General features: G+C 66.9%; 14 protein-coding genes. 5 read left to right on the top strand and 9 right to left on the bottom strand.

Features of this window, described 5'->3' with window-relative positions:
• Positions 1-48: 48 nt before the first annotated feature.
• The 7 genes from fliL to fliF form a co-directional block, all read right to left on the bottom strand.
• Positions 49-549 (bottom strand): flagellar basal body-associated protein FliL, encoded by a 501-nt coding sequence (gene fliL / locus OKW27_RS28305; protein WP_429335457.1) that lies wholly within the window; start codon positions 547-549, stop codon positions 49-51.
• 755 nt (positions 550-1304) lie between these two features.
• Positions 1305-2846, bottom strand: coding sequence for a flagellar hook-length control protein FliK (locus OKW27_RS28300; protein ID WP_429335456.1), 1542 nt, complete (start codon positions 2844-2846; stop codon positions 1305-1307).
• A 61-nt stretch (positions 2847-2907) separates the two neighbouring features.
• The gene (gene fliJ, locus OKW27_RS28295) at positions 2908-3357 is read right to left on the bottom strand and encodes a flagellar export protein FliJ (protein WP_429335455.1); all 450 of its coding nucleotides are present in this window, start codon (positions 3355-3357) and stop codon (positions 2908-2910) included.
• Positions 3358-3374: 17 nt separating this feature from the next.
• Complete coding sequence (gene fliI / locus OKW27_RS28290) at positions 3375-5018, bottom strand: flagellar protein export ATPase FliI (RefSeq protein WP_429335454.1); 1644 nt, start codon at positions 5016-5018, stop codon at positions 3375-3377.
• The gene (gene fliH / locus OKW27_RS28285; RefSeq protein WP_429335453.1) at positions 5012-5695 is read right to left on the bottom strand and encodes a flagellar assembly protein FliH; all 684 of its coding nucleotides are present in this window, start codon (positions 5693-5695) and stop codon (positions 5012-5014) included. Before fliH ends, fliI begins: the two co-directional genes overlap by 7 nt.
• Entirely contained in the window at positions 5688-6683 is a 996-nt protein-coding gene (gene fliG, locus OKW27_RS28280) for a flagellar motor switch protein FliG (protein ID WP_018418745.1), read from the bottom strand. Before fliG ends, fliH begins: the two co-directional genes overlap by 8 nt.
• Complete coding sequence (gene fliF, locus OKW27_RS28275) at positions 6673-8469, bottom strand: flagellar basal-body MS-ring/collar protein FliF (protein WP_429335452.1); 1797 nt, start codon at positions 8467-8469, stop codon at positions 6673-6675. Before fliF ends, fliG begins: the two co-directional genes overlap by 11 nt.
• 236 nt (positions 8470-8705) lie before the next feature.
• On the opposite strand from fliF, the gene fliE reads away from it, so the two are divergent.
• The 5 genes from fliE (at position 8706) to OKW27_RS28250 (ending at position 11885) form a co-directional block, all read left to right on the top strand.
• A complete protein-coding gene (fliE, locus tag OKW27_RS28270; protein ID WP_090802541.1) occupies positions 8706-9041 on the top strand; it encodes a flagellar hook-basal body complex protein FliE in 336 nt (111 codons plus the stop codon).
• A 205-nt stretch (positions 9042-9246) separates the two neighbouring features.
• Complete coding sequence (gene fliS / locus OKW27_RS28265) at positions 9247-9681, top strand: flagellar export chaperone FliS (RefSeq protein WP_090802543.1); 435 nt, start codon at positions 9247-9249, stop codon at positions 9679-9681.
• Complete coding sequence (locus tag OKW27_RS28260) at positions 9678-10004, top strand: flagellar protein FliT (protein WP_429335451.1); 327 nt, start codon at positions 9678-9680, stop codon at positions 10002-10004. The genes fliS and OKW27_RS28260 overlap by 4 nt, the downstream gene beginning before the upstream one ends.
• A gap of 106 nt (positions 10005-10110) precedes the next feature.
• Positions 10111-11526 carry a flagellar hook-length control protein FliK gene (locus OKW27_RS28255; RefSeq protein WP_429335450.1) on the top strand — a complete coding sequence of 472 codons (1416 nt, stop codon included), beginning with the start codon at positions 10111-10113 and terminating at the stop codon, positions 11524-11526.
• Positions 11526-11885: an EscU/YscU/HrcU family type III secretion system export apparatus switch protein gene (locus OKW27_RS28250; protein WP_184065870.1), complete on the top strand. Its 360-nt coding sequence runs from the start codon at positions 11526-11528 to the stop codon at positions 11883-11885. The genes OKW27_RS28255 and OKW27_RS28250 overlap by 1 nt, the downstream gene beginning before the upstream one ends.
• A 668-nt stretch (positions 11886-12553) precedes the next feature.
• Here the strand turns inward: OKW27_RS28250 and OKW27_RS28245 are convergent.
• Together OKW27_RS28245 and OKW27_RS28240 are read right to left on the bottom strand one after the other, a co-directional pair.
• On the bottom strand, positions 12554-13972 hold the full coding sequence (locus OKW27_RS28245; RefSeq protein WP_429335449.1) for a coniferyl aldehyde dehydrogenase: 1419 nt from the start codon (positions 13970-13972) through the stop codon (positions 12554-12556).
• A 109-nt stretch (positions 13973-14081) separates the two neighbouring features.
• Positions 14082-15770, bottom strand: coding sequence for an isovaleryl-CoA dehydrogenase (locus OKW27_RS28240; RefSeq protein ID WP_429335448.1), 1689 nt, complete (start codon positions 15768-15770; stop codon positions 14082-14084).
• Between the last annotated feature and the right edge of the window lie 213 nt (positions 15771-15983).

Genomic DNA, 15983 nt, shown 5'->3' with positions numbered 1-15983 from the left:
TCGTGCGTCCCTTGGCGATTGATGATGGCAGCGCTTGACAACGTCACGTCACTGCACGACGAATTCGGTGAACAGCACGTCCTGCACGCGGATCGGTGCGGCGCCCTTGTCAATCGGCTCGGTGATCAGCGTCTTCAGCTCTTCGGCGAGCGCGCGCTTGCCTTCGAGCGGCGCGAGTTCTTCGGGGTGCTTGTTCGACAGGGCGAGCAGGATGCGGCTGCGCACTTCCGGCATGTGATCGGTGAGCGCCTGCTGGGTGGCGGCATCGCCGAGCTTGAGCGTGAGGCCGATGCGCAGGAAGTGTTGCTGGCCGTCGTCCGATTGCAGGTTGACGGTCATCGATTCGAGCGGGAAGAACAGCGGCACGGCGGATTGCGCCGGCGCGGCTTCGGCCGATACGGCGACGGGTGCGCGCTTCGACATGAAGAACCACATGCCGGCACCGGCAGCGCCCGCGGCGATCAGCGCAATGAGGACGATCAGGATGATGCGCTTCATGGGGCCCGGCGAGGCGGGCGCGGCTTGTTGCGGGGCGGTCGTGGTTGCCATTTGGTTTGCCAGCTTGTTGCTGGCCTAGTAAGGGTTAGGGTGATTGTTGTTGATTTGCCTGCGGCGCTATGGGTCGAAAAGAAGGGCTATTTCTGGCTATTTCTGGCTGTTTCTGGTTTTTGGGTTTTTTTTTGTCGTTGTTCTGGCTTTGTTGGCCTTTCCTTGCTGACTTATCGGTCTATTAGCGTTGCCCCTGTGCGGGGCGGCACCTACTTTCTTTGCTGCTGCAAAGAAAGTAGGCAAAGAAGACAGCTCAAACCGCCAACTCTTAAGCGGGTCCCTCGGTCTGCATGAGGTAGTGGTGCATCTGGAATCCGTGCTCCCGCACATTCCGCGCTTGTGACAAGGCTGTCATTCTTCCGGCGGCGCTACGCGCGCCGAAACCCCGTTCAAAAACCACCGGTTGTTTCGGCGCATCGCCGAGGCGCAGCCGACGGCCCCCGCTGCGCGGGCCAAACCATTGGTTTCCCTGGCAGACCCGTCCGCGACGCACGTAGTGCGGAGTGGGAGGGATGACGGCTTTGTCACGAACGCGGGATGTGCGGGGGCCCGGATTCCAGATGCACCACTACCCCTCGCAAGCTAGGGGACCCGCTTATGAGCTTGCGGTTTTAGCTGTCTTCTTTGCCTACTTTCTTTGCAGCAGCAAAGAAAGTAGGTGCCGCCCCGCACAGGGGCAACGCTAATAGACCGATAACAAAGCAAGGAAAGGCCAACAAAGCCAGAACAACGACAAAAAAGCGCCCCGCCTCGCTTCAGGCAAACGTATCGACCAATCCAACCTGCTGCCGCACGGCAACATTCCCGATGGCATCGCTGGAACTGTCCCCTGCAAGGGCGCCCCCACCACCACTGCCCCTCTTCCCATTCCCCCCACCCGCGCCAGCGCTTTGCTGTTGTTGCCCGCTCTGCCGCGCAAACCCATCACTCACACTCGCGCTGCCGAGCCCAATCCCATTCGACTCCATCGCCTCGCGAAGCTTCGGCAACGCCGCCTCGACCGCCTCCCGCACCGACTGGTGCTGCGAAACGAACAGCGCATGCGCATGGTTATCCGCCACCTGCAACACGACCTGCAACGGCCCCAGATCCTTCGGATTGAGCGTCAGCTCAGCACTCTGCGAATGCGCATTCGACAAAAACACTACCTTCTGGCTCAGCGCGTCCTCCCAGTCGCTCGTGCCGACCTGCGGCGTCAACGCATTCGCGGCGGCGGCCGCGCTCGCATTGCCCGTACTCTGCGCTGCCGCCGTCGTGCTCGCGGCGTTCGCTGCCGCCTGCGTCGCGGCCAGCGCGGCGTTCGCCGCCTCGGACGCGCTGCGCGCCGATGCGAGGTTGTCCGCCTGGCCGCTCGTCGCGGCCGCGGCGCTCAACGCATCGGTGGCCGACTTCGCTGCCGACGGATCGGCCAGCGCGGTCGCGGCGGCCGTCGCCGTCGACGTCGTGTGGGTCGTCGAGGCCCCCTTGCCGTTGCCGAACAGGCCGCTCGCGAGCGTCTTGTCGTCCGACGTGCCGTTCAGGCCGTTTTTCGTGCTGCCCAAGCCGCCCGCCGCGCTCGACACGCTCGCGGCCTTTGCGGCCGCGCCGGCAGCAAGCGCGGCCGCGGGCACCGCGCCCTGGCCGCTCGACAGCGCGGACAGCGCACGCTGCAACGCATCCTGCAGCGACTTCGGATCGACCGCGCCTTTCCTGCTTGCCGCGGTGGCCGCGAGCGCGCTCGTGGCCGTGCCGGCCAGCGCGCTCGCCGCATCGGCGGCGGAGCTCGCGGCATCGGTCGTGGTGGTGGCGTTCGAGTCGGCGTTGTTGGCGACGACCTGTGCCTGCGCTTGCGCCTGAGCCTGGGCGGCAGCCGCAGCCGCGGCGAGCGCGCCAGCGTCGGTTTGCGCCTTGGTGTCTTTCTGCCTGGCTTGCGTCGCGGTCGCCTGGCTGTTCGATGTCTGCTGCGTTGGTGTCGTCGACGCCGTGGACGACGGCGATGACGCGCTGCTGCTGGCCGCGTTGCTCGCTGTGCCGTTGCCGTTCTGGCTGCCGCTCGCGCTCTGCTGCGAGGAAGCGGGAGCGGACGCGGAAGCGGAAGCGGGCGGCGGCGCACTGGGCGCGCGCGGCGCCGAGGCTTGCGACGCCGTCGCTGAACTGGTCTGCTGTTGATTCGCGCTGTTCTGCTGGTCGATGCTTTGCTGCAAGGTCTGCGCGAACGGGCTCGAGACCGCGGCGTTCGCGGACGCGCTGCTCGACCCATTGCCGCTCGTGTCGAGCAGCGTGCTCAGTTGGGAGCCGATCTGTGAAAGAAGCGACATAAAGAATCCTGTGAGTCGGTCGAACGGGTGTGCCGTAGGGCGTTAGCCGCGAGGCAAGGCCTCACGCGCCGTCGGCTCGCATGCGCAGACTCCGCGCCGCATATTCGTCGGCGTCGCGCTGTTCGCGCCGCGCCGCAACCTTCGCCTCGGCCGCCTCGCCGCGCGCCTGCAGCACTTCGTACGAGCCGAGCTTCTGCTTGTGGCGCTGCCAGTCGGGCTTCGCCGCCTCGAGGCGCGCGCTCGCCGCCGCGAGCAGGCTGCGCTGCTGCTCGATCGCGGCATCGAGCGTGTCGATGAACGCCTGGAAGTTGCGCATGTTGCCGGCCGGCATGCCCGACTGCGCGCCCTCCATGAAGCGTGCGTAGTATTCGTCGCGGTACTGCACGAGCGCATCGAGTTGCGCCTGTACGTCGTTGCGCTCGCGCTGCGCGCGGCCGAGCCGCTGCGCGGCGGCGTCCACGTCGTCCTGCGCGAGACCGATCAGCGTCTTGATCGGAAAATGTTTCGACATCGTCAGCCTCCTCGGCCCTAGGCAAACAGCGCGTTCAGCATGTCGATGCTCGGCTGGAAGTTCGCGCACTCGCGAAAGCCTTGCTGCAGGAACGCTTCCATCCGCGGATACAGCACGATCGCGCGATCGAGCACCGCGTCGCGCCCGCTCGAATACGCGCCGACGTTGATCAGATCGCGGTTGCGCTGATAGCGCGACAGCATCTGCTTGAACATACGCGTTTTATTCAGATGGTTATCGTCGATCAGCGCGGTCATTGCCCGGCTAATCGACGCTTCGATATCGATCGCAGGGTAGTGGCCGGCTTCGGCGAGCGAGCGCGACAGCACGATGTGGCCGTCGAGAATCGCGCGCGCCGAGTCGGCGATCGGGTCCTGCTGGTCGTCGCCTTCGGTGAGCACCGTGTAGAACGCGGTGATCGAGCCGCCGCCCGCCGGTCCGTTGCCGGTGCGCTCGACGAGCGCCGGCAGCTTCGCGAACACCGACGGCGGATACCCCTTGGTCGCGGGCGGCTCGCCGATCGCGAGCGCGATCTCGCGCTGCGCCATCGCGTAACGGGTCAGCGAATCCATTAGCAGCAGCACGTGCTTGCCCTGGTCGCGGAAGTATTCGGCGAGCGAGGTCGAGTACGCGGCGGCCTGCATCCGCAACAGCGGCGACACGTCGGCCGGCGCGGCGATCACGACCGAGCGCGCCAAGCCTTCCTCGCCGAGAATCTGTTCGATGAACTCCTTCACTTCGCGGCCACGTTCGCCGATCAGGCCGATCACGATCACCTCGGCGCTGGTGTAGCGCGCCATCGTGCCGAGCAGCACCGATTTACCGACGCCCGAACCCGCGAACAGCCCCATCCGTTGACCACGACCGACGGTCAACAGCGAGTTGATCGCGCGCACGCCGACGTCGAGCACCTTGTGAATCGGCTCGCGATTGAGCGGATTGATGACCGGCGCGGACAGCGGCGCGTCCCTTTGCGTGCCGAGCGGGCCGAGCCCGTCGAGCGGACGGCCGGATGCGTCGAGCACGCGGCCGAGCAATTCCCAGCCGACCGGTAGACGCTTCGCGCCCGCGAGCGGATCGGCGATCGGCGCGCTTTCGAGCGGAAAGACCCGCGCGCCGGGCAACAGGCCGATCACTTCGGTGGTCGGCATCAGGAACAGCTTGTCGCCGGAGAAGCCGACCACTTCGGCTTCAGCCATCGGCAGCGAACTGCCGGGCGGCAACTCGATCATCACTTCGGCGCCCACCGACAGACGCAGGCCGACCGCTTCGAGCACGAGACCGGCCGCGCGTGTGAGACGCCCGCACGCGCGCAGCGGCTTCGCGATCGCGTTGCGCGCGCGCAGCGCGTCGAGCTGGCCGCGCCATGCCTGCATGTGGGGATTGATGTCGAGCGCGGGATCGTAGGACGGCGCGTGCGGAGCGTGAGCGGCGCAAGCACTGCGCGCGGCGTGGTCCGTCGCGGCGGACTCGCGGTTCGCCGCCGCGCCTGTCGCCGGATGTGCGCTCGCAGGAGCGTGCCAAGCCGCATCCGGGGGCTGCGGCATACCGGCCGACTCGACATCGACCAGCGCCTCGGCGCCGAACGACGCCAACGCGAGCTCGCGTTCGAGCGGCGTCAGATCGCTCGCGCGGATCTCGTCGAGCGTCGGCTTCACCACGTGCTCACCTTGCCGAGCGCGGCGGCGACGCGCTGCCAGCGCGTGTCGATGCCCGCGTCGACCTCGCCGGTGCCGGCCTGCGCGCGGCAACCGCCACGCTCCACCGATGCGTCGGTGCGCACGGTCCAGCCGCGCGTTTGCAATTCTTCGAGCAGATACGCCTCGACGACCGGCAGATCGGCGGGACTCACGATCAGCGCCGGCGCGCCGGCGAGCGCGGGCTCGGCCGCGAGTACCTCGCGCGCGGCCGCGATCAGTGCGGTCGGGTCGTGCTGCACGTGCTGGCGCACGACCTGCTGCGCGATGTCGAGCGCGAGTGCGATCAGCGTTTCGGAGATCGCGTGCTGCGCGCCATCGAGCGCGCTCTTGAAGGTTTCGGCGAGCGCGGCGAGCCGCATCGCTTCCTCGCGCGCCTCGGTCTGGCCTTGCGCGAAACCCTGCGCGTGCCCCTGGTCATAGCCCGCCTGATAGCCGAGCGCCTGGCCGGCCACATGACCGGACGCGACGCCCTGTGCATGTGCGGCTTCGCGGCGGTGCTCGAGTTCGGCTTCGAACGCGCGCTCGTCGAACTCGGGTTCGGCCGGCGGCGGCGCCGGCGGAGCCGGGTCGAACGACGCCATCTCCCAGCGCTGGTAGGCCGAGAGGCTTTCCTTTGCCGGGGCGTTCGGATCAGACATAGGCGTCTTCCGCCTTGCCGCCTAGAACGATCTGCCCGCTCTCGGCCAGGTTGCGCACGATCTGCAGGATGCGGCGCTGCTGCGTCTCGACTTCGGACACGCGTACCGGGCCGCGCGCGTCGAGGTCTTCGGCGAGCAACTCGGCCGCGCGCTGCGACATGTTCGACAGGAACTTCTGACGCAGCGCGGGCGCCGCGCCCTTCAGCGAGATGATCAGCGCTTCGGATTCGACTTCCTTCAGCAGCAGCTGGATCGCGCGGTCTTCGAGGTCGAGCAGGTTCTCGAACACGAACATCTGGTCGATGATCTTCTGCGCGAGCTCGGCGTCGTACTGGCGCACGTTTTCGATGACGCCTTCCTCGTGGTTGCTCGACATGAAGTTCAGAATCTCGGCCGCCGTGCGGATACCGCCCATCGGGCTGCGCTTCAGGTTGTCGCTGCCGGACAAGAGGCCGGTCAGCACGTCGTCGAGCTCGCGCAGCGCGGCCGGCTGGATGCCGTCGAGCGTCGCGATCCGCAGCAGCACGTCGTTGCGCAGCCGGTCCGTGAAACACCCGACGATCTCCGAAGCCTGATCGCGGTCCAGATGCACGAGGATCGTCGCGATGATCTGCGGATGCTCGTTCTTGATCAGTTCCGCGACCGCCGCCGAGTCCATCCACTTCAGGCCTTCGATGCCGCTCGTGTCGCTGCCCTGCAGGATCCGGTCGATGATCGCGCCGGCCTTGTCGTCGCCTAGCGCCTTGGTCAGCACGGAGCGGATGTAATCGCTCGAATCGAGCGACATGCCGGTGTGCTGCTCGGCCTCGCGCACGAACTCCTGCAGCACCTCGTCGACCTGCTCGCGGGTGACGTTCTTCAGCGCGGCCATCGCGACGCCGATTTTCTGAACCTCACGGGGGCCCAGAAACTTGAACACCTGCGCCGCCTCTTCCTCGCCGATCGACATCAGCAGCAGCGCGCTCTTCACTACGCCTTCAGCGCTCATCGGACACCCAGTTCTTGACGACGGTTGCTACGACCTTCGGATCCTGACGCGCGATGCTGCGCGCGAACTCCAGGTTCCGCTCGTATTTGTGCTTCGCGTTTTCGAGCGCGAGCTGCTCGCTATCCGCTTCGATTTCGACCACCGCGCCATCGCGCTCCTCGGCCGGGATGCCGTCGAGCAGCACCGGTTCGTCGGGCGCCATCAGCGCGGCAACCGGCTCGGGCGGCGGCGGGAAGGCGCGGCGCAACGCCGGCTTCACCATCACGAAGTAGAGGAACAGGGCCACCGCGCCGATGCCGAGGTACGTCGCGATCTGCTTGTACAGCGCGAGCATGTCGGGCGTGCGCCACCATGGCAGGTCGGCGTTCGGGTCGAGCTCGGTGGTAAACGCGCTGTTGACCACGTTGACCGAGTCGCCGCGCGACGCGTCGAAGCCCATCGCGTCCTTCACGAGCTGGGTGATCTGCGCGAGCTTGTCGGGGCTGACCGGCTGCATCGTCACGTGACCCTTCGGATCGACGACCCGCAGATAATTGACGACTACCGCGACCGACAGCCGGCGGATGCCGCCCATCGGCTGGTCGACGTGGCGCACGGTCTTGTCGAGCTCGTAGTTGGTGGTCGAATCCTTGCGGTCGCTGACCGGCGTCGTGGTGACCGAGCTCGCGCCGTTGCCCGCCACGATCGGCGCGGAGGCCGGCTGCGGCGGCTGGTTCGACAGCGCGCCCGGCACCCCCGAGGCGCCGCCTTGCGACATTTCGGTGGCGCTGCTCGACTGCTGGCTGCGGATCGCGGCCTGCTGCGGATTGCCGTTCGGGCCGTAGTTCTCCGAGGTCTGCTCGCTGTGCGAGAAGTCGATGTCGGCGCTGACCTGCGAGCGCGCGTTGCCGGCGCCGAACAGCGGCGCGAGGATCGTGTCGATGCGCTGCTGGGTGTTGCGCTCGATCTGCTGGCGGAACTTCAGCTGGGTCGCATCGAGTCCGCTGCCATTGGTGGGCTGCGTGAGCAGGTTGCCGTCCTGGTCGAGGATCGTCACGCCGCGCACCGGCATTTCCGGCACCGCCGACGCCACCATGTGCGTAATCGCGACGACCTGCCCTTCGTCGAGCACGCGGCCCGGGTACAGGTTCACGAGCACCGCCGCCGACGGCGCTTCCTTGTCGCGCACGAACACGCTCGGCTTCGGAATCGCGAGATGCACGCGCGCCGATTTGACGCTCGAGATCGCTTCGATCGTGCGTTCGAGTTCGCCTTCGAGCGCGCGCTGATAGTTGATCTGCTCGTCGAACTGGCTGATGCCGAATTTCTGGTTGTCCATCAGCTCGAAGCCGACCGAGCCACTCTTCGGCAGCCCCTGCGATGCGAGGCGCAGGCGCATCTCGTGGACCTGCTCGGCCGGCACGAGGATCGCGCTGCCGCTTTCGGACAGCTTGTACGGAATATTGGCCTGCTGCAGCGCGGTGATGATCGAGCCGCCGTCGCGGTCGGACAGATTGCTGTAGAGCACCTTGTAGCTGGGCGCGTGCGACCACAGGAACAGACCGGCGACGACCGCCACCAGCAGCGCGACCGCGAACACGAGCGGCGCGCGCGGGTTGCCGCGCATCTGCGCGAGTCCGGACAGACGCTGGCCGAAATTGCCGCCGATACCTCCCAGGCCGCCCAGGCCACCGAGGTCGGCCGTGCCGCCGGCCTGGCCGCTACCGGCCTGGCCGGCAGCGGGCTGCGCGCCGGCGAGCCCCATACGGGCGTCGGGGTTGATCAACGAGTTGGCTGACGAATCCATGCGTCGGGTTTCTCCGGGGAATGCCTTGGCGTTCTGTCGTGATGCCGCGCCGGGGCTGGGCGGACGGACAGAGACTTTCACCTTTGAAATTATCCGCAGCGCCGCTCAACCCGATTGCTTGAATAGAGCCGGGTTTTCCCTCTAGTTTCGGGACTTTCCGCGAGGAGCCGCTGCTATGCTTTCGTCCAGATCGGTACACCGTCCGGCGGTCCGATCGCACATCCAACGGAGAAAACATGACCATGCCCGTGAACGCGCTATCGTCGGCGCTGCAACAGATGCAGGCGATGGCGGCGCAGGCGGCCGGCGACGCGACCCCGGCGGCGGAGCAATCCGGCGCGGCGACGCCCACCAACTTCGCGGCGGCGCTGAAGGCTTCGCTCGACAAGATCAGCGGCGACCAGCAGAAGGCGGTCGGCGAGTCGCAGGCGTTCGAGCTCGGTGCGTCGAACGTGTCGCTGAACGACGTGATGGTCGACATGCAGAAGGCCAACATCGGTTTCCAGTTCGGCCTGCAGGTGCGCAACAAGCTGGTCGCCGCGTACAACGACATCGCGCAGATGTCGATCTGAGCGGGACGCTGCCGGCGCTTGCGCCGGCGGCTTCGTGCCGTGTTTCCCGGGCTCGCCCAGTGGCGCTTTCGATCCTCCTTACACCGGACTAAAGCTTTGTCGTCGCGCATCCGATAACCCAATTACAGGTCAGCGACCGGCGCGTCGACGCGCCGCGCGGCCACGCCACGACTTAACCGCAGCCAGTATAAGAGGAGGAGCGCCGATGTTTTCCCAAGGGCACGCTGGAGCCAACGCGTATGCGCGTGTCGGTATCGAGACATCCGTGATGGGCGCAAGTCCGCATCGTCTGATCGTGTTGCTGTACCAGGGCGCACGCCAGGCGATCGCGCAAAGCCGCATGCATTTGCAGCAGGGCAACGTGGCCGAGCGTGGCATGGCGATCAGCAAGGCGATCCGGATCATCGAAAGCGGGCTGCAGCAGTCGCTCAACCTCGAGGTGGGCGGCGAAATCGCCGAACGGCTCAATGCTTTGTACGACTATATGGCGCGTCGACTGTTGCAAGCCAATATCAATCAGAGCGAGGCGATGCTCGTGGAAGTGGACCGTCTGCTCGCGACGCTCGAAGAGGCATGGATCGGGATAGCCCCGGAGATCGCGCGGATGGCAGCACAGCCAGCCGCGGAAAGCCTGAGATGACATCGAACGCAGAATATTTTGCCCGCTACGAGGCGATCGTGGCGCTGTCCTGCCGCATGCTGATGGCGGCCCGTCGTGCACTGTGGAACGACCTGGTGCACTTGCAGGAAGAGTATCGGCAGCTGGTCGAAGCGCTGCGCGAAGCCGACGTGGGCGTCAAGCTCGACGAGGCCGAACGCCTGCGCAAGTACGCGCTGATCCGCCAGATCCTTGCCGACGACGCCGCGATCCGCGACCTCGCGAATCCGCGCATGGCGCATCTGTCGGCGCTGTTCGCCGGCCGGTCGACGCGCGTGCTGAAGGAGTTGTACGGGGCGCGCTGAGCGCGAGCGGGCGCGCGCGTGAGCTGGCGGCACGCCGCACGCGTCTGAAGGATCGGAGCAATCAGAGCATCGCGCGCATTGCCGCCGATGCGACCAAGGAACCGGCATGAACGGAATCGATTCGGCCCTCGCTTCGGTGCTGTCGAGCCGGATCGACAGCCTGCTCAGCATCGCGCCGGGAACCGCGACCACCTCGCAGACCGGCGCGGCCGGCGTCGATACCGCGGTTCCCGCGGCGCCTGCGAACGTGACGCCCGCGCCCCAGCCGTCCGCGCAAACCGCGCTGTCGGCCGTCGCGCTGACGCTGAATGCGATTGCGCACTCAGGCGGCGAGGCCACACCGGCGGTGCTCGGCCGCGCGCCGATCTGGGCGGCCGCGCCGGCGCTCGACGTCGCCATCGAAAGCTTGCCGCTGACCGATGCGGCGGGCGCCGCGACAGTCGATTTCGCTGCCGGCGATTCCGCCGCTGCTGCCAACACCAATACCAATCCCAACGCTGCCGCCAGCGCAGCCGCGGCCGCCACCGCGAGCGTGGCGGCGACCGAAGTGCCGGTCGCGGCGCTCGCGGCCGCGCTGCAACAGACGGTCGCCGACAGCGGCCTGTTCTACGAGGCGCATCTCGCGGCGTGGCTGGTCGGCCAGCGTTCGCCTGCCCAACTGGCGAACGAGGCGCAGAACCAGCTCGTCGCAGATTCTCAATTGCCTCCCGACTGGAGCGCCGACGCTGGCGACGCGGGCGCGCGGACCGCTGCGGCGAACGGAGCCCCCGAGGCAACGCCACGCGGCACGGCGAACGTTGCCGAGAACAACCCTGCCATGCACGCGATGCCGTCGATCCTGACCGCGCAGGCCGCGCGACTCGTCGCGGGCGAGCTGCTGGCCAGCTCGGTGTCCGACCTGAATGGCCAGTCCACACACGCGGGGCTGCACAGCGCGGTGTCCCAGGCGGCCGATGCCGGCTCGTCGCAGAGCGCGCAGGCGATGGCGGCGGCGGTCCATCCGGCGACGGTGCCGCTCGTGCGCCAGCAGCTCGATCTGCTTGCGACCGGACAGTTCCGCTGGACCGGCGAGGCGTGGCCCGGCGCGCGTCTGGACTGGACGATCGAGCAGGATGGCGACGAATGGGACCGCAGCGGCGGCGGCCTCGCGAGCGAGGACGACCAGCCGTGGCGCACGCGCCTGACGCTGTCGCTGCCGACGCTCGGCACCGTCGATGCCGAACTGACGCTGACCGGCACGCGGCTGACCGCGCGCGTGCAGGCGAGCCCGCGGGGCGCCGCGCGGCTCGCGATGCAGGGGGACGGTTTCCGTCAGCGGCTCGCGGCGGCGGGGCTCGAGCTGCAGGGATTGACGATTCGCGAGATCGGCGGCGGTGTGCCTGGTACTACCGCGGCGGGCACCTCGGCGGCGGGTGCGCAGGCCGCGGGCGCGTATGCACGGTCGGCGTCGGCGGCTGTGGCCACGTCGACGGCGTCGGCGTCGGGCGCCGCATCGCGCGACGACCTCGATTGGGATATCTGATGAGCCGCACCCAACGTCGCAGCGCGGCTGCGCTTGTTTATGACGCTCATGGCGGCGAGCCCGCCCCGCGTCTGGTCGCCAAGGGGTATGGGCTGCTCGCTGAGATGATCGTGCAGCGCGCGAAGGAGGCAGGGCTCTATGTGCATGAGGCGCCCGAGATGGTGTCGCTGCTGATGCAAGTCGATCTGGATGCGCGGATTCCACCGCAGCTTTATCAGGCTGTCGCCGAGTTGCTGGCCTGGTTGCATCGGCTCGAGAGTGGGGCCGATGCTGAGACGGGCAATGGCGCTGGCGCGCCGGATGTGGTTGATGTTGTTGCTACTGATGTGCCTGGCGGCGCTAGTACTGCGGATCACTGAAGGTGTGTGTTTGCCCTTCTGCAGGGCGGGCGCTTTTTTGTCGTTGTTCTTTGCGGTGTTGGCCTTGTTGTCTTATCGGTCTATTAGCGTTGCCCCTGTGCGGGGCGGCACCTACTTTCTTTGCTGCTGCAAAGAAAGTAGGCAAAGAAGACAGCTAAAACCGCCAACTCTTAAGCGGGTCCCTCGGTCCGCATGAGGTAGTGGTGCATCTGGAATCCGTGCTCCCGCACATTCCGCGCTAGTGACAAGGCAGTCATTCTTCCGGCGGCGCTACGCGCGCCGAAACCCCGTTCAAAAACCACCGGTTGTTTCGGCGCATCGCCGAGGCGCAGCCGATGGCTCCGCTGCGCGGGCAAAACCATTGGTTTCCCAGGCAGACCCGTCCGCGACGCACGTAGTGCGGAGTGGGAGGGATGACGGCTTTGTCACGAACGGGGAATGTGCGGCGGCCCGGATTCCAGATGCACCACTACCCCTTCCAAGCCAGGGGACCCGCTTATGAGCTTGCGGTTTGAGCTGTCTTCTTTGCCTACTTTCTTTGCAGCAGCAAAGAAAGTAGGTGCCGCCCCGCACAGGGGCAACGCTAATAGACCGACAAGACAACAAGGAAAGGCCAACACCGCAAAGAACAAAGACAAAAAAAGGCCTCACCCCGCCCAGGGGCAAACTCAAAACCTCATCATCAACTTCAACACCGCGTTCACGCGTCTCCCGTATGGCGGCGAAATCAACCCGCGCGCATTCAAGCGCGCCTGCACGAGCACGGGCTTCATCTTGGAAAAAGTAACGAACCCCTCGTACCCGTGGTACGCCCCCATCCCACTCGCCCCGACCCCGCCGAACGGCAAACTCTCACATGCCAGATGCATCAGCGTCTCGTTAACCGCCATGCCGCCGGCGATCGTTTCATGCGTGACACGCTCAACCGTCCGCGCATCGTCGGCATAGAGATAAAGCGCCAGCGGCCGCGGCCGCGCATTGATCCACGCGATCGCGTCGTCGAGCGTGTCGTACGGCACGAGCGGCAACAGCGGTCCGAAAATCTCCTCCTGCATCAGCGCACATTCGTCCGGCGCGCCAGTCACGGCGATCAGCGGAAAGCGCCGGCTCCCGGCATCGGGCGTCGCGTTGGTCAGCGCATGCAATTGCGCGCCCGCAGCCCGCGCTTCGTCGGCGAGACGTTCGAGCCGCTCGAAGTGCCGCGAAGAAATGATCGACGTGTAATCCGGGTTCTGCGCGAAGTCCGGATACATCCTCGCCATCCGCACGCGCGCCCGTTCGATGAACGCCTGCTCCTTGCCGCGCGGCACCAGCACGTAGTCGGGCGCCACACAGGTCTGCCCCGCGTTCAGCGTCTTGCCGGCGATCAGATTGTCGACCGCGTTGTCGAAACGCGCATGCGCGCCGATCAGCGCCGGCGATTTGCCGCCGAGTTCGAGCGTGACCGGCGTCAGATGCTCGGCCGCCGCGCGCATCACTTCGTGACCGACCTTCGTCGAGCCGGTGAACAGCAGATGATCGAACGGCAGCGCGCTGAACGCGGCCGCGAGCGCCGCATCGCCGTTGACGACCGCGACGTGAGTGCGCGCGAACGTCTGACCGATCAGCAGCTCGAATAGCGCCGAGGTGCGCGGCGTCAGTTCGGACATCTTGATGATCGCGCGATTGCCGGCCGTCAGCGCGCTGATCAACGGGCCAACCGCGAGCAGCACCGGATAATTCCACGGCACGATGATGCCGACCACGCCGAGCGGCTGCGGCACCACCTTCGCGCGCGCCGGCAGCAGCCACTTGTTGGTGCGGCGGCGCTGCGCTTTCATCCAGCGCTTGCCGTGACGCAGTGCGGCGTCGATCTCTTCCTTCACGAGCAGGAATTCGGCGAGCAGCACTTCTTCCTTCGCGCGATTGCCGAAGTCCGCGTGCATCGCGTCGGCGAGCGCGTCTCGATTGTCGAGCATCAGCTTGCGCAGCGCACGCAGATGCGTCGCGCGCGTGTCCCACGACGGATACGGCGCGCGCAGATACGCATGACGTTGATCGCGCAACAGTGCTTCGAGCGCGGCGACCTCCGGCACATCGTTCTTCATGTGAGTCCACTCCCAGATGGATGACCGTGCGCGTCGAGCGCACTTATATTGGTGTGAGGTTGAGTCGGAGTTGCGAGCGGTGCGCTCGGGGTTTGCGCGCCCGCCGCGGTTACGCGGGAAAGGCGCGCTTGACGATCGCCGCGTGATCGAACGTGGCCGGCAGCGTGCCGTACACGCGGCCGCTTTCGCCGCAGCCGTCGGCGAGACGCGTCGCGATGAACGCGTCGGCGACCTCGGCGGGCGCGTGCTGCGCGAGCAGCGTCGCCTGCGCGATCAGCACGATCTGCTGCGCGATACGTCGCGCCGACGCCTCGCGCTGTTCGGCCGGTCCGTTCAGCGTCGCGGCGAGGCGCGCGAGTGCCGCGCCCAACGCCGGATGCGCGCGCGCGACGTCCTGCCAGGCGGCGAACAGCGCTTGCGCGGCCTGCGGCTCGCGCTCCATCGCGCGCAGCACGTCGAGGCACATCACGTTGCCCGAGCCTTCCCAGATCGAGTTGACCGGCGCCTCGCGATAGAAGCGCGCCATCGGCCCGGTTTCGACGTAGCCGTTGCCGCCCCAGACTTCCATCGCCTCGCCGGTGAATTCGAGCGCGCGCTTGCAGACCCAGTACTTCGCGGCAGGCGTAACGATGCGCCGCCAGGCGCGTTCGGCCGATGAAGCCGACGACGCGTCGGCGGATTCCTCGAACGCGCGCGCGAGGCGCATGAACAGCACCGTAGCCGCTTCGGATTCGAGCGCGAGATCGGCGAGCACGTTGCGCATCAGCGGCTGCTCGGCAAGGTGCCGGCCGAACGCGCTGCGATGCCGCGCATGATGGACCGCCTGCACGAGCGCGGCACGCATCAGCGCGGCGCTGCCGATCACGCAGTCGAGCCGCGTGTAGCTCGCCATTTCGATGATGGTCGGCACGCCGCGTCCTTCGTCGCCGATCATCACACCGTACGCGTCGAGAAATTCGACTTCACTGCTTGCGTTGGAGCGATTGCCGAGCTTGTCCTTCAGACGCTGGATCTGCACCGCGTTCTTGCTGCCGTCCGGCGCGAAGCGCGGCACGAAAAAGCACGACAGTCCCTCGTGCGGGTCGGTGCGCGCGAGCACCAGATGCGCGTCGCACTGCGGCGCCGAGAAGAACCATTTATGACCGACGAGCCGGTAGGCGCCGCCGCGTCCGCCGGCACCGTCGAACGCATGGGCGCGCGTCCGGTTGGTGCGCACGTCGGAGCCGCCCTGTTTCTCGGTCATGCCCATGCCGATCATCGCCGAGCGCTTTTGCGTGAGCGGCACGTCGCGCGGATCGTGCTCGCGTGTGTACAACTTGTCGCGCAGCGTATCGAACAACGTGGATTCGCGCTGCAACACCGGAATGCTCGCGAATGTCATCGTCAGTGGGCACAGCGAGCCGGATTCGATCTGCGCATGCATGAAGTAGCCGGCGCAGCGCGCGGCCATCGCGCCGCTTCGCGGCTCGGCGAACGGAAGCGCGTGTAGCCCTTCGCGGCGCAGCAGCGCGAGCAGTTCATGCCACGCGGGATGGAACTCGAGCGCGTCGATGCGCTCGCCGCGCGGACTATGCGTGACCAGCTCCGGCGTATGGCGGTTGGCGAGCTCCGCGAGCGCGAGCGTGTCGGGCGTCGTCAGCGTCGCGCCGTGTCGCAGCAGCGCCTCGCGATGCCAGCTCGCGCCATCGCGATCGACGGCCGCGCTCAAAGCGGCGTCGCTCGAGAACAGGTTGTAGTCCGCGAGCGGCGGTGCCTGATTCGTCACCTCGTGAGTCTGGCCGAAGCCGTGCCGTTCCATCTGCTGTCTCCTTTTTCGCTATTGTGCGCCGCTTCGCCGACGGCATCCCCGATGCGCTTTGTCGCATCTGTTCGAGCGCCGCGCGTGATGCCGCATGCCGGAAGGAGGGCGCGCGTCGCGCCATGTCTGGAAGCCGCGCGCGGGCCGTTCGCGCCTTTCATCATAGGGGCGCGTTGCCGCCGGCGTTTAGAGGAATCGTTCTTTCAGGGAGCC

Origin of the sequence: Paraburkholderia sp. 35.1 (genome assembly GCF_050436525.1) — a bacterium.
GTDB classification, from domain to species: Bacteria; Pseudomonadota; Gammaproteobacteria; order Burkholderiales; family Burkholderiaceae; genus Paraburkholderia; species Paraburkholderia tuberum.
Note: the sequence above shows the minus strand (reverse complement) of the source record. Positions and strands in the feature narration are given on the sequence as shown.